10 protein-coding genes are annotated in these 15,134 nt (G+C 32.4%); 1 reads left to right on the forward strand and 9 read right to left on the reverse strand.

Annotation, left to right across the window (positions count from 1 at the left end; all coding sequences use genetic code 11):
* Positions 1-36: 36 nt before the first annotated feature.
* The 6 genes from I6U48_RS06845 to I6U48_RS06870 form a co-directional block, all read right to left on the reverse strand.
* Complete coding sequence (locus I6U48_RS06845) at positions 37-1,221, reverse strand: ABC transporter permease (protein WP_218319672.1); 1,185 nt, start codon at positions 1,219-1,221, stop codon at positions 37-39.
* Positions 1,218-2,396 (reverse strand): ABC transporter permease, encoded by a 1,179-nt coding sequence (locus tag I6U48_RS06850; RefSeq protein ID WP_218319673.1) that lies wholly within the window; start codon positions 2,394-2,396, stop codon positions 1,218-1,220. The genes I6U48_RS06845 and I6U48_RS06850 overlap by 4 nt, the downstream gene beginning before the upstream one ends.
* A gap of 13 nt (positions 2,397-2,409) precedes the next feature.
* A complete protein-coding gene (locus I6U48_RS06855; protein WP_218319674.1) occupies positions 2,410-3,459 on the reverse strand; it encodes an HlyD family secretion protein in 1,050 nt (349 codons plus the stop codon).
* 67 nt (positions 3,460-3,526) lie between these two features.
* Positions 3,527-4,018: a MarR family winged helix-turn-helix transcriptional regulator gene (locus I6U48_RS29575; RefSeq protein WP_218319675.1), complete on the reverse strand. Its 492-nt coding sequence runs from the start codon at positions 4,016-4,018 to the stop codon at positions 3,527-3,529.
* Between the two features lie 303 nt (positions 4,019-4,321).
* On the reverse strand, positions 4,322-5,188 hold the full coding sequence (locus I6U48_RS06865; RefSeq protein WP_218319676.1) for an SLAP domain-containing protein: 867 nt from the start codon (positions 5,186-5,188) through the stop codon (positions 4,322-4,324).
* 295 nt (positions 5,189-5,483) lie between these two features.
* Positions 5,484-7,667 (reverse strand): cell wall-binding repeat-containing protein, encoded by a 2,184-nt coding sequence (locus I6U48_RS06870; RefSeq protein WP_218319677.1) that lies wholly within the window; start codon positions 7,665-7,667, stop codon positions 5,484-5,486.
* Between the two features lie 299 nt (positions 7,668-7,966).
* Between I6U48_RS06870 and I6U48_RS06875 the strand changes: the two genes are divergently transcribed.
* Positions 7,967-9,697: a WG repeat-containing protein gene (locus I6U48_RS06875; RefSeq protein ID WP_218319678.1), complete on the forward strand. Its 1,731-nt coding sequence runs from the start codon at positions 7,967-7,969 to the stop codon at positions 9,695-9,697.
* Between the two features lie 116 nt (positions 9,698-9,813).
* Here the strand turns inward: I6U48_RS06875 and I6U48_RS06880 are convergent, their stop codons facing one another.
* The 3 genes from I6U48_RS06880 to I6U48_RS06890 all read right to left on the reverse strand — a co-directional run bounded on the left by I6U48_RS06880 (position 9,814) and on the right by I6U48_RS06890 (position 15,110).
* Positions 9,814-10,194, reverse strand: a complete 381-nt coding sequence (locus tag I6U48_RS06880) for a hypothetical protein (protein ID WP_218319679.1) — start codon at positions 10,192-10,194, stop codon at positions 9,814-9,816.
* A gap of 185 nt (positions 10,195-10,379) precedes the next feature.
* Positions 10,380-13,688, reverse strand: a complete 3,309-nt coding sequence (locus I6U48_RS06885; protein WP_218319680.1) for a cell wall-binding repeat-containing protein — start codon at positions 13,686-13,688, stop codon at positions 10,380-10,382.
* A gap of 228 nt (positions 13,689-13,916) precedes the next feature.
* A complete protein-coding gene (locus I6U48_RS06890; protein WP_218319681.1) occupies positions 13,917-15,110 on the reverse strand; it encodes a TolC family protein in 1,194 nt (397 codons plus the stop codon).
* Positions 15,111-15,134 lie beyond the last annotated feature (24 nt).

The following is a 15,134-nucleotide window of genomic DNA, read 5'->3' on the forward strand; positions in this document are numbered from 1 at the left end:
TCGGCCGTGGATGTCTATATTGCAACAGTCCCCTTTTTAATTTGTACTTTCTTCTGAATTTAACAATTTTCTAGTTACAAGTTTAAATCCAACTATTTTAAATAAATATAGGCCAACACCTATTGGTAACCAGAACATTGCATAATAAATTCCACCTTTTATATATGGCAATATTATACTAAAATCTGATCCTTTTAAGTTTATAGTCTTTAATGGATTAATAAAGTATACAAGAGGCCACAGCTTTTTCACAGCATCGAAAAAATGTGGCGGCATCATATATTCTGGCCATACGTATCCTGCCGTAAGAAATGTAGGTACCGATAAAAACATACTAAACCGCACACACTGATCAATAGCATCAAAAATAAATGAAAAGATAAAGGATACTGCGGTTAGATCTAAAATGAATACTGCAAGAATTATAAAGTAATCTATTAGGTTTCCTCTAAGCGGTACGTCAAAATACTTTCCTGTAACGTATATGCTGGCAGTAGTTCCTAATGCTGCCAAAATACCAAAGACTATAATTTTTATAAAAATTTTAAGTAATCTTCTAAGCCCAGTCTTAGAACGGAGCTTCATTTTCACCATATTTAATTTTTCCTCAATTAGCATAGGAGCTATAACCCCAATATATACCTGTTGAAGTAAAATTCCTATTAAAGCATACATTAAGTATCTCATATAGCATAGCTGAGGATCATATAATATACGTTCAGTAAAGGACAAGGAACTAATTGACTGTTGTGCTGCATATGGAACTACGTCATTTGCTTCTAATACATTAAGTTGAATTTTTGCATTTAAAGTATTTAGTATTTCACTTCCATAAGATAATGCATTATTTCCTATTACTATATTACTTTCATCAATTAACAGCATGGTCTTAGGTGCCTTCATAGTTTTTGCATCTTTGTCAAAGTTATGTGGTACGATAAATCCAACATTGACCTTTTTCGTCTTTATCGCCTCATTAAGCTCATCATCTGACTGCGCATAATAGACAACTTTAAATCTTGGACTTTCCTCAAACTGTTTTATTATATTTCTTGATGTAGATGAGTTGTCTAAATCAAGAACACCCATAGGAATTTGCTCCACAAAAATTTTACTAAAAACTAAAGCAAAAAGAATTGTCATCAATACTGGACCTATAGTAAGTAGAAAAATATTTTTTAAGGTCACAGGTCTAACTTTGAGAAGTCTTTTTATATTCATGCTTGAATCACCTCTTCGCCTTTTTGCTGTCCATTTCTCTTGCTTTTAATATGAGCATACACCTTTTTTATAAGTTTCTTTAGTATAAAAATACCTAATGATGCTATCCACATATATACCATAAACTTAAGCATCCAATTTATTTGCGGCAAAATATAACTAATACTCAAATCCTTAAGACACAAATCTCGTATTGTTTCTCCATAGTAGAAAAATGGCAAAATATTTGCGAGTTTTTGAAAGAAATCAGGCATTGCAAGTATGGGAAATGTAAAACCAGCTAATATTGTAGTAGGAAGAATTGATATCGCTGCAACTTGAAATGCTGCTACTCTTTCAGGCAAAATAAGTCTTACTAGTATACCATAATTGACCAAAGCAATACAGTATAGAAGAGTTAATATAACTGCACCTTCAACCGTTCCTCTAAAAGGCACTGCAAAATAATGAAGTTGAACCCCTATACTTAATACCATAGAAATAAGCCCTAATAATCCTCCTAAAATTCCTTTAATCCATAACCATAAATAACTTTTTTCATCTTTTCTAACTATGTCTACTCCTAACATAACCAAGCTAACTTGAATAAGCGAAGCTACCATACCAGGAATCAAAAAATTTATATAGTTTTTAGTAGGATTATTTAGAAGTCTATAGGTAAAATACATTGGCATTACATAATTCTTAGATACTTCAGGCATTACGCCTAATTTCCCTTCAACTATCTGCTTTAAATATGCAGTTTTTATAGTAAGAAGAATCTCATCCATTCTTGATTTAGCAGCACTGGTAACTGCCATTTGTGAACCATCGTAGAAAATGAGTACTTTAGGTGCATTTCCATTAGATAGATCCTTCGAAAAACTCTGTGGAATGATTACCCCTACTCTTGCCTTTTCCTGCTCAATTAGCTTCTTAATATCATCATCTTTATCACTATAATTATTTACATCAAAAATTTCATTTGTTTTTATTTCTTTAATTAGCATCTGGCTAAATTGCGAATTATCATGATCTACAATTACAGTTGGAATATGTTGAATTTGATGATACCTCATTTGATATCCAAGTATAAAACTACAAATAACAGGAATTCCAAGTACAAATAGAAAGGAAAAAAATAAATTCTTGGCCTTTACTCCTAGCCTTATATATTTAATTAACTTCTCTCTCATATTACATCTCACATCACTTTCCAAAGTCGACCATAGCTGTCATTCCTTGATGAAGTGGCTTATCCATATTAGTCAACTCAACTTTAACACCATAAGATAGAACATCAAATTCTCCATTATCGTTTGTTGCTCTTTTAACTGCAAAATCTGCTTTTTCATTTATTCTAACTATCTTACCTTTAAATTGTTGATTAGGATACGCTGCTAATTTTACAGAAACTTCTCCATTTAGTTTTACTTTAGAAAGATCTGTTTCCTTTACATTACATTCAATCCATGGTGCAGTTGTGTTTGTTAATACAAGAAGAGGCATCCCTGTTGACACTAATTCGCCAGCTTCAACATTTAGTTCAGTTATAGTTCCATCCGTTGGTGCAGCAATTGTAGTATCATTAATATAGGTTTGTACTTCCTCTAATCCACCTTGAGCTTGTTTAATTTGTGCATCATAGGCTTGTATCGTTGCATCTGCCTGACTTACTTGCGCCTGTGCTGCTGCTATGTCTTCTGTCCTAGCTCCTTTTTGAGCTTCATCTAACTGCTGTTTTGCAACATCAAGCTGAGTCTGAGCATTGTCCATATCTGACTGGGAAACATACTTTTGGTCATATAGCGACTTAACTCTATTGTAGGTTTTCAATGTTAAGTCATATTTAGCTTGGATCTGAGCAAGTTCTTCGGACCTTGTTCCATTTTTTGCTTTATCTAATACTGCCTGTGCTGCCTGCTTTGCTGCTTCCGCTGCCTGCTTTTGACCTGTAGCAGCTTCGATTTGAGCTTGAGTCTGAGCCTGCTTTGCTTGTAATGTACTATTATCAATAGTTATTAGAACCTGTCCATTTTTAATACTATCGCCTTCTTTAACTTTTATTCCCGTTATCTTTCCAGCAACTTTTGAATTTATATTTATCTCCTTTGTTTCTATGTTTCCCTGAACAACTAAATGTCCATTATCTTGTTTTATCAATTTATCTCCTGTCAAAGCTTTTGAAGTAGCACATGAAGTAAAAAGACTGGCTGCTGATAGTAAAGCTATCAATACTATAAAATTTCTACGTTTCATAAGAAAACCTCCCTTGTATAATATAATTAAACTTAATTTATAGTCTTGTAAAAATATAAATAAAACTTTAATATTTATTATAAATTTCAATTAATTCGTTTTGAATTTTTAGAAGAAATTCATGAAACCGTTCCTTTTCCTTACTTGTTAAGCAGTTTAAAATTTCTGAACTGAATACCTGATTATTAGGTAGAACCTCCTGTAATATCTCCTTGCCTTGATTTGTTATTACAGCCTTTATGCTTCTTCTGTCACTTTCATTTGTGATTCTTTTTATCAATCCTCTAGCAACCATTCTGTCAACTAAAGTTGTTATATTGGCTCTTGTTACAAACATTTGATCACCAAGGGCTGATAAGGTTATTCCTTCATCTCCAGCTAAATGAATTCTATATAGTGCAGAAAATTGAGTTTTCGATAATTTGAATTTTTTATAGAATTTATCAAATACCTGTTCTATTAATACTACTGTTCTATCAATTAAACCAAGAAGTTTTATAGCATTAATTTCACTAGAATTACCATTAACTGAATTTTCTAAGTTTTTATCTCTCTCCACGGAATCACTCCTTTCAATACTTATACCACTGAGTTATATTATAATACTTGTAGACACCCTTTAATTCGAATACACTAGTTTATATATAAATTGATAAATATATATATAGTTAACATGTTTACTAATTTGATTATATGAAATTCATGTATAATTGTCAATGTACTACATATTGAGAAAAATCATCCTATAGGGGAAATTACCAGGAAAAATAAAAAAAACAGAAGCATCTTAACTTCTGTTTTTTATATATAAATTAATTTAATGTACTTAATTTTATTTTTCTAATATTATTTTTAAAAAATTCTACTTTTTATTAACTTTTGGTAATTGATAAGCTACTGTCCAATCTTCTAAAGCCACATCTTCTTCTGGACGAACATTAGTTGGAAATGCAAAATTACAAATTCTGGCTCTACCTGAGTTTATTGAAAAATCCTTTAATTTAAATAAGTTTGATTTTACAATTCTTTTTTCAGCATCTAATACTGTTACAGGCACTTTATCAATAGACATTGGTCTACTAGTTGCATTTCTCATTACACAAGTAACTAAGATATTCCCATCTTTTTGAATACCAATACTAAAAGTAGAAATACTAAATTCCCCTTCTTTTAACTCTGGTAACTCCTCTAAAAATTTATCAAAAACTAATTTATCCTCAAGGTCAATGTCCTCTGGTAAGCCTTCAAATATAGGTTTGATAGTAGCAGTTATATCAAACTTACCATCTAGAACTATACTCCAATCATCTGCTGGAATACTTTCCACATTAACATTTGCCTTATCAAAATAAAGTTTTAAAGGTCTAGCTGAATGTGGTGGTAACGTGCCTAACGATTCTAAATTGAAAACCTGACGCCCTAAAGTTTCACCCTTAGAATTTATTATTAATAAAGGTATATTTCCTAATTTCAAATCATCAGAAAGACCGTTTCTTATATATACTTTGGTTTCAAACTTTTTACCCAAATCATATACATATATACCTGATATGTTAAGTTGACCTTCCTCTATTGGTGGAAGTTCTTGTATTTCTTCTTCAAATATCTCTTTTTGAACGTCAGAAACTACATTTTCATCTTTATCTAAAAGTGAAAGCACTGTTGGAACATACTCTTTATTATCAGCTTCTATTTTATTTTCCTCATTCTTTTGTGTTTTCTTTACCATACTATACCTCCAAATTTCTCCTAATATAAATTCTTATTAAAATATTTAAGTTTTATATCCTTATACGCTTCTTTAAATACTGTAATTACTTAGCTTATTCTTAGTATATCTTTAATTACCCTAATTTAATATATCATAATGATTTTATAAAATCAAATGTAATTAATTAAAACTTTAAACTCTATTGAATATTCCTATTTTAACTATAAATAATAAATAAAGCAAGTGATTTGAAATCATAAAATCACTTGCTTCCTATAATTATTAGGTAAAAGTATTAAATTTACACTGGAATTTAATTATCAGATACCTCTACAATAAGCTTTACCTTATTAGTATAGCCATCTATAGTGCCATAAAAACTATAGGTTCCAGCTTTGCTTGTATCCAAATTAGTTTTATCCCAGGTAACAGTAAAATACTGGGTAGATTCATCTTCCATTTCCGCTTGAACTGCTCCTGGAAAGCTATAGGCCTCCCCTTTCTTTATGCTCACTCTTACGTCTTGTACAGTTTTTACTGTTATTTTATCCGGAAACTCTTCTCTTGAGCTGCCATCTAATGACATCTTATATATATTACCATTTCCACTGTTTCGATAATATATCCAACCACCAGTTATAGCAAAGCTGTCCACCTTGTATGCATTTAAACCAACGTCTTGACTTCCATCCAGTTTCATCCTGCGAAGTTGATATAAATTATCTTTTCCTGGCACTACATAGTATACCCAATCTCCATTTATAATGAACTTATCTGGAAGGGATACTATCTTAGTTTTTTCACTTCCATCTTCTTTCATTTTATAAGTATTTCCATCTGCATCATTATAATATATATATCCATTTTGCACATCTAAGATAGTTCCTCTAACACCAAGATCAACTTCCTTATTATCCGGTGTTCCATCACTTTTTTTATTTCCACTCGTAGGCATTTTACGTATTGTATTATCATCTTTAGTAGTAAAATACATAAATCCGCCTTCAGTTGCAAGCGATTTAAGATAATCTCCAGTAGATTGCTTATTTACTTTAGTATCTGCATCCATCTTATAAAAGCAATCATAGAAGCTTGAGTTTTCTTTAGTTATATATGCAAGATTTGGCGAATAGCATACCCAATGATCAATAGCCTTCATATAAGGGAAGCCCTTACCAAAATCATCTTCATGCTCACTGTACAAAGTAGTTCTATATCCGCCTCCAACTGACCCCTTGTACATAGAAACGGAATCAGTCGTGCCATAGGAACTTGAAGAAGTATCAGAAGATCCTACATAATAAATATTACTGCCTACCACATTTAAAGACCTAGCATTTTTTACGTCAGCTACTAGTGTTTCCTGTGTGCCATCAGTTCTTATTCTATAGATCTTTTTACCATTTTTTATATAGTAAATCCAGCCATCCTTTTCTACAATAAATCCACCATTTCTCAAATTACCTTCTGTATTTCCTTCGTTATCATTTACAGTTACATCAGTATCTGTGTCCGTTGAAGTATTAGAAGAAGTCCCGTTTGTTAGCTGTGTAACTATAGAATCTTTTATCCCTGCTGTTCCGCCTAAAATAGTAAACTTATTGATTGAACTTGATTTACTCTTTATATAATCACTAGTTGAAGATGATAGCTCGTCTCCTATTAAAACTATAGGATTTCCATTACCTGCTGCAAGTACTGACCCAGATAACGCATCTGCAAATTTTTCGGAATATGCTAAACAAACATTATTAAAGTTTAGTTTATCTTCAAAAGCTTTCATAACGCCTACGTTTCTTTCATACTTGTCTTTTCCTGTTATTCTTTGAACATTAGGAAACATACCAGCAACTCCGTCACTGATTATATCAGTATCACCCAATACATATGTTTTAGGAATATAATTCATAAATATAAAATTTTTTAATTCACTAGTAATTGCATTTTTTGAAACTAAAATTATTGGCATCTGCAAGTTAGCGGCTATAGGCGCTGCTGATAGAGCATCTGCATAGTCGCTATCGGTGGCTACTATTATACCGTTTTTAGTTCCTATTTGGTTCGCTACTTTTATTGAAGTTTCATTTCTATCTTGTCCTTTATATCTTGTAGTTTGTATTCCTAGATCATTCAGAGCTTTCTCCACACTAGGGCGCACTACGCCCTCTCCTCCTACTATGAATACACTCTTTACATTAAGCCTTTTTAATTCAGAAGCAGTGTTGCTATCAAGTGTATTATCTTGTGTAAGTAATATTGGAGCATTATACATTTTCGCTAAAGGAGCTGCACTTAAGGCATCAGGAAAATTTTCACCGTTAACGATAACAGCATAATAAGAGGTTGATTGCCATCCTTCCTCTACAATTGCTGAACCGGTTTCATATCTATCGCTCCCCCATAGTCTTTTAGTTTGTGCTGCAGCACTGGCACTTGTAGTCACAAATGCAGATATTGCAATGGCTATAGTCATTATTGCCAATTTTCTTTTAACCATACAAAATTCCTCCCCCTTAAAAACTATATTTCTAAAACAAACTAGCCTTCGACAAAAGTCTTAATCTATAATAATTTATATTTGCCATTAAAATTTACTTATGAAATAAATATTATCATAGTTACCCTTCATTTACAACATTTACCCATGTAGTTTAAATTGTGAATAGTAATCATATTTAAATAAGAAGCTTCTCATACATTTTACATAATTTTCAATTTATGACCAGTGTTATTTTTTCCAAATAAGTGATATAATTATATAAATATTTATTTATTCTAATTTAGGAGGAAGACGCCTTGAAGAAGAAATTAAAACGGAATTTAAATTTAGTTTTAACTCTTTCAATTATATTCAGCACTCTATTTATTTACAATTACTCTCATCCGGTACTCGCTAAAACTAATTATACTAAATTGAATGTTTCATATTCAGTTGATAATGTATATCCATTCGAAAACGATGTTGCTAGAATTCAAAAGAATAGTTTATGGGGCTTAATAGATCAATCAGGTAACATAATTTTAGAGCCTCAATTTGGTTCTATTGCTTCTTTTAAAGAAGGTTTAGCTGTAGTAAAAAAAGGTAGTAAGTATGGATTTGTAGATCATCTTGGAAAAATCGTTGCTGAACCACAATTTAGTAAAGCATTAGACTTCTCTAAAGAAGGACTAGCCCAAATAAGCAATGACAACAAATGGGGATTAATAAATAAAGAAGGTTCTATTGTTGTTGAACCTAAATTTGATAATATTTATGATTTTAAAAATGGATACTCTAAAGTCAGGGATAACAATAAATATAGCTTTGTAAACACCAGTGGTAACCTTATTTCACCTATTCAGTTTGATGATGCACGAGACTTCGTAGATGGAATAGCTCCTGTAAAAAAAGATGGCAGCTGGGGTATAATAGATGAAAAAGGCAACTTTTCTAAATTTGATTTTGACGATATGGAAGCCTTTCAAGATGGCCTAGCCCCTGTAGAAAAGAACGATAAATGGGGTCTTGCAAATACTAAAGGTGAATTGGTTTTAACTCCACAATTTAAAAGCATTAGTTTTCTTAATAAAGATCTAATCAAAGTTAACAATCAAGGTTTCTTCGGAATCATAGATAAAACCGGCAAAGAAATAATCGATGCAAAATATGACAGTATTTTGCCATCCGGCGAAGGATATTTTATAGTAGAGAAGGATTCCAATTACGGTATTATAAACACTAAAGGAGAAATGATTATATCCCCTCAATTTGACTGGATATATGATATAAGGGAAGATAAAGCCATTGTAAAGGATCATGGTAAATTTGCTATTGTAAATACCTCTGGAAAAATCACAGTAAAACCTGAATTTGATATGATTTATTCTTTTCATGAAGGCCTTGCCAGAGTAAAGAAGGGAAGTAAATTTGGGTTTATAAATGATTTAGGAAAAACAGTTATCGAACCTACTTATGATGATGCTTCTGATTTCAATGATGGTACTGCTATTGTGATGAAAAATGATGGTCCTACCTATAATAATGACTCCTCAGCCTCTAAAATGAATTGTAATTGGGGCCTTATAAATAGAGTAGGCAGCGTTGTGGTTGAACGAGATTTTTCTTCTGTAACTAATTTTCAAAATGGTATAGCCCTTGGAAGAAAGGATGATACCTGTACCGTTATAAAGAATTCAAGTATAAACTATACTACTAATAATTCATCTGTAGACCCATTTAAGATTTGGACTATAAGGTTTAATTTACCTATAGATGATAAAACTGAAACCGATGATGATAATACTATATTAACCAGCATAGATAAAACTATGTTAAGCAACATTGAGGTCACAGATAGTTCTGATAATTATGTAAGTAATTCCTTTAAATTCCAGTCACCTGACACAATAGTAATAAATCCACCAACTTGTGGATATACACCAGGAGAAAGATACAAAATTACAATACTTAATGACTTTAAAGCAGAAAATGGAAGTCAATTAAGTCCATTAGTCACAGAAATGAATTTCTCCATAAACAAGGAATAATAATTATAAAAATGGGACTGTTACACTTATAGACGTATACGACCGCAAGGTGACTTACACTCTGGTATAATTCAATTTGCTGGTGTAAGGTCTATATAACAGTCCCATTTTTCTTGTTAATTTAAAGTCACATTTGCTATATTTTTTCCACCCTTAACTGCCTGCACATTTATTTTCTTATTACTATACTGCTGTTTTAGCTGTTTAGCATAACTTTCTGCTAGTGTCTTAGCATCGGCTTCACTTACGTTATCTTTAATGATCATAGTAGCCACAGCATAATCACCTTGTGTATATACCTTACCGTCAAGCAATTCTTTATGTGTCTTTAACTGATCTGTATTCTTTTTATCCTCAACAATTTTTGGTGCTTCATTAGTTTTAACCTCTGTTTTGCTGCTGTTGTTATTTTTTTGTGTTAAGGAGCATCCAGTAAAAGACATAAATGCTGCTAAAATTAATAAAAAAATAGTAAAGTTTCTTAATGTTTTTTTCATAAAAATAACCTCCTTCTACTTTTACCCTAACCCATTTTAACACACTAACATAAGCTGGTCAAAAATGATTTAGTTTTATGAAAAGCAAAAAAATAAGACTGCCGCACTATAGTAAAATACGGCCGAAGTATAAGTCAACTTTCGGCGGTGGAAATCTATAGTACAACAGTCCCAGTAATTTTTCTCTATTTTGCAACTACAGTTCTAGTACTTAAATCATCTCTTGATGGACTGAATACTGCATAGTTGCCGTTTCCATATTCCTTACCTCTTATATTAATATTTGCCAAATTATCATTTGCACGTACATCAATTGTGTCTCCAGACTGAATTGAGCCGCTGCTGAATGTATAAACAATATTACGATCATCCTTGACAGTAACCCCTGTAACATTAAGCTTATTACCAGTACGTTCATTAGTGAATATAAAATCATCGTAGTATGATGATATAAGGTCTTTGTCAATATCTTGATTAAACTTTAAGCTTACAGTACCCTTTGAGCTGTCTGCTACCCATGTAGTTGGATCAGTTGTTGGTGGAAGTAATAAAGTATATGATCCTGTTCTTATCTTACGCCCTGCCACATCACAAGAAGCTGTACCAGATACACTAATTGTAGTTCTTGCTCCTGCTGATCTAATAGTATCTATCTTACTATTTTTATCTATTCCACCTTTAAAGGTTAAGGTTACAGTCTTACCGTCTATGACAGAACTATCTGCAGATTGTCCATCAACTTTAAAGTCACTTGAAACAAGCACATCCAACGGATCAGTTAAAGTAAAGGTTACTACTATGTTGTTTCCATCATAAACAAGCTTTCCTGTATCATCAACTACACTTGGTCCACCACTAAGATCTTTACTTATATCACTGGTATAAGCTACAGAATCCAGTACGTTTCCTTCCTGATCTTCAACGTTTGCAACACCTATTTTTCTTATATATCTATCAGTTGTTCCATCTCCTATGGTGTAGCTCGATGAGAAAGTAAGAGTTACACTCCTATCATCTGAAGCTGGGATAGCTGTTGCATTAGGAGGCATTTTTCTTGTATCACCAGTACCATCAATGAAGAAATAATTATCAAGATTACTGATTGAGGATTCATTCATAGCCTTATTAAAGAATACAACCACATCTCTATCAGAACCAGATTTTCTCACTACTGATGTTATTTCTACTTTACCACTAGTTCCATCCATGGTTGTAGTATAGGTATCCATAACATTTGGAGGTGTATTTGTATCATAAACATTCTTTACAGTTATAGTATAATTTGTTCCTTTTAAAGCATCACTGCTTGAAAATCTAAGATCATAAGTATCCCTATTATCTCCATTTACACTAGATACTCCGCCTATTGAATCAATTTTATAAGTAATATCTTCTGAATCAGAGTTATCAACTAACTTATAATTAGATTTATTAGTTGCGGAACCATTACTAACTGGTTTATTGAATTTTATACGTATAGTTCTGCTGTCAATCATAGTTGCACTTGTTATCTGAGGTTTAGCAGTATTTTGTTCCACATCAAAGGTAATCGAACTTTCCTCAATTGAATAACCATAACTATCCGTTACACCATCTTTTACAACTAACGTATTTTCCCCTTGCTTTATATATTCTCCTGCACCTTTTATCTTAACAACAGTATCATTAGAGCCTTCATCAAAAGACATATCTGATGGATCAACAGCAATAATCTTACCGTTTAGCTTATAATTGCTATCCTCTAAGGCTGTCTGTTTGTCCATTGCTCTGTCGTAGGTCACATAAAGTGTATCAGAATTAGGACTATATGCACTTTTAACCTTTGGAAGTCCATTCGATGGTACAATTGTAAAAGTGGAAATACTAGTTTTCATAGGTATTTGAGCTGCATTGTCATAATTTTGATTAGCATTACCATCTGGGAAAGTAATTGTATTATTTCCTTCAGGAAGTGCTGTATCAAAGTAAAGTTCTACACCATCTGCCCAATCCCCACTACTATCAAGCAAAGTAGTTTCAGTTTTATTCAATGAAAAATTCAATATGCTCTGTCTATTGATTTTCAAAAGATTCAAATCACCTTTTTGTATTCGTATAGGTTCTGAGAATCTAATTACTAACTTATTACCACCTTTAGCAGTTACAGATGTAACTGTAGGCTTGTCAACATCAGAGAAAGTAATTTTCTGTTCATATTCACTTATAATTTTAGCTGTACTTTCATCTAATATACCGTTTTTCACCTTGAAGTCAACATTTTTAAATTGATCGTAAGGCTCAGACAGCGTAATTACTACACTTCTCTTATCATCTTGAAGTGTAGCCGATGCATTGGTTGCATAAGTTGATCCCAATTTAGTTCCATCAATTTCATAGTTTGACAAAAGTTCTGCTGTGTCTTTATCTAGTGCTATATTAAAAGTAATCTTTATCTGATTAAGTCCAACAGTAGTTATTGATTTAACTGTGGCGCTATCTGGTGTAGTTGGCTCCACATTAGTTTTCTTTATTCTTGATATTACATTATCTGAAACTACTCCAGTACCTCCTATTACAGTTAAATCAGTTGTATCACTCATTTTACCTTTGATATAACTTACAGCATCACTTGTTGCTGAGTCATTTTCACCATCAACTAATACTAAATTTGACGCCCATTTTCCAGCTAAGGAAGAGGCTATTAATGCATCTGCATATCCATCTTTACTTGCGTTAGCAACGAAAATTTTATCAGTTTTCAAATCACTTTGGAACGCATTTAAAACATTAATATTAGTTTCAAATCTATTAGCTCCACCATTTACTCTGCCAACAGCTCCTAATTTATTATATATAGTATCATTTACAGCATAGTTTGTACCAATAACAGTTACCTTTGAATTGTTAGCTTTTACAAAGTCAAAAACTGACTTCATTTCACTGCTGCTATTGCTTCCTAATAATAATATTTGTCCTTTAGCTGCTGCTACGGGCGCAACGGATAAGGCATCTGAAAAACCTTCTCCACTAACCAGCATAACGTTATCAGCTTTAACTCCAAGTTCAACTAGCTTGTTAGCAACTGCTGCATTGGTTTCGTATCTATTTTTTCCACTTAACTCTATTACATTATAACCGGAGTTAGTTAACGTGCTTCTAATGCTCTTTGATATTGAAGCATATCCACCTATAACATATACATTTTCAGGCTTTAATGTATCTAATGCATTCTTTGCATTTCCATTAAGCGCATTAGCATTTGTTAAAAGTATTGGTGCATCCAATTGTTTTGCAAGCACTGATGCGCTTACTGCATCTGCATAACCTTCGCCACACACTAAAACTACATCCTTAGGACTGCTCCAATTAGTAGTAGCCACCTTTGCTGCTGTTGCATATCTGTCGGCTTCTCCAACTCTTGCAACATTTCCTCCTGCAGCCTTTACCAATGGCGCTGGCAATGACGCAGCTAAAACCAAGGACATGATAATTGCTTGTATAGAATTCCTATTCATCGTGCATCCCCTTCCAAATTTAGTTTCTATATTCCTTTAGGAGTAACTCTATCAATATTATACCATAAATTTTAAATTATGTAGTCTTCATAGTCAAAAACACCCTTGGTTAAAAGCTCTTTTTTCCAAATATAGACACTAACCACCGACACATAACTTATACTCCGGCATATGTCTGCTGTAGTTATCTATAGATAGTTTCTCTTAACCTTAGGTGTTTCCGTTAATCTATTGTATAGAAGATGCTAAGCTAGCATGACCGTTTATAACATAATTAAACTTTTCTTGTGTAATCATATAATCATTAATGGCCTGCTGAGTTGACACCTTCTGAGTGTTTAAGGCAAGCTCTGCTGAATCTAAAGTCACTTTGTCTATCATACCATTATCATAGCTTTGTTTTTGTTTATCATAAGTCATCTGAGCACTTTCTTGGCTTACAAGTTGTGCTTGTACTGTATCCTCTTTATTTTTCAAAGCATAATAAGCACTCCATAAGCTAACACTTAAACTAGTAGTCGTATTACTTAGATTATTTTGCAAATCTTCTAAAGTAAGCTGTGAATTAGCAGGCTCAGTAAGTGAATTATAAGCATACTTGGTTTGTATATCAACCTGTTTTTGCTGAAGCTCAATACTTTTATTTAAACTGCTTAAACTATTATCTAATAATAAAGCACTATTAATTTTGCTTTCTATATCTGTATCATCAAATTTAACATAATCTTTTTTAGCATCAACCAATTTTAAATCACTAGTTAGACTCATATTCAAATACTTTTTTATGTTTAATAGAGACTGCTGTAATTGCGTATTAGGTGAAGCTAACTGTGATAGAAGTTTGCTCTTTTGGACAAATAAGGAATTTACTGCATCCTTTGTTTCCTGTCCTAAATCTATTTTAGCTTGTATTTGAGCAATTTGCTCATCCAAATCAGTTATGTTCTTATTAATGTTATCTATCTGATTTTTAGCTGTTATAGCATTCATATATTGCTTTTCTAAATCGAACTTTATAGTATTAAGCTTTTCATCTCTAGCAATTTTTTCATCATTAATACTCTGCTCGTCTTGAAGCGGCGTAACCTCTTTTTGTATCATAATTTGTGCATATTGCCCATTAGAGTATTGAGATTCACTTTTGCCGCTGGCATCTATAGCTGCAACCTGTCGTTTGTCAGAATCATACTGTGCATTAAGAGCTTCCAGCTTTTTATCTATAGATTGTAAATCTACACTACTGCTTTCCACATTATTTAAGACTTCATCTAAAGTTAAGGTTGATGCGGCAACAGTTGTTGCTGTATTTGTTACGTTTGTTGTAGTACTTGTATCACTAGTAGTTGCTCCAGCAGCTAAGGAAGTAGTAGAAACACTTATAGTAATAGCTAAAGCAATTAAAAGACTCAATTTTTTCTTCATGATTTTACCTCCATTTTGAGATTC

The organism is Clostridium thailandense, assembly GCF_019207025.1.
GTDB classification, from domain to species: Bacteria; Bacillota; Clostridia; order Clostridiales; family Clostridiaceae; genus Clostridium_AM; species Clostridium_AM thailandense.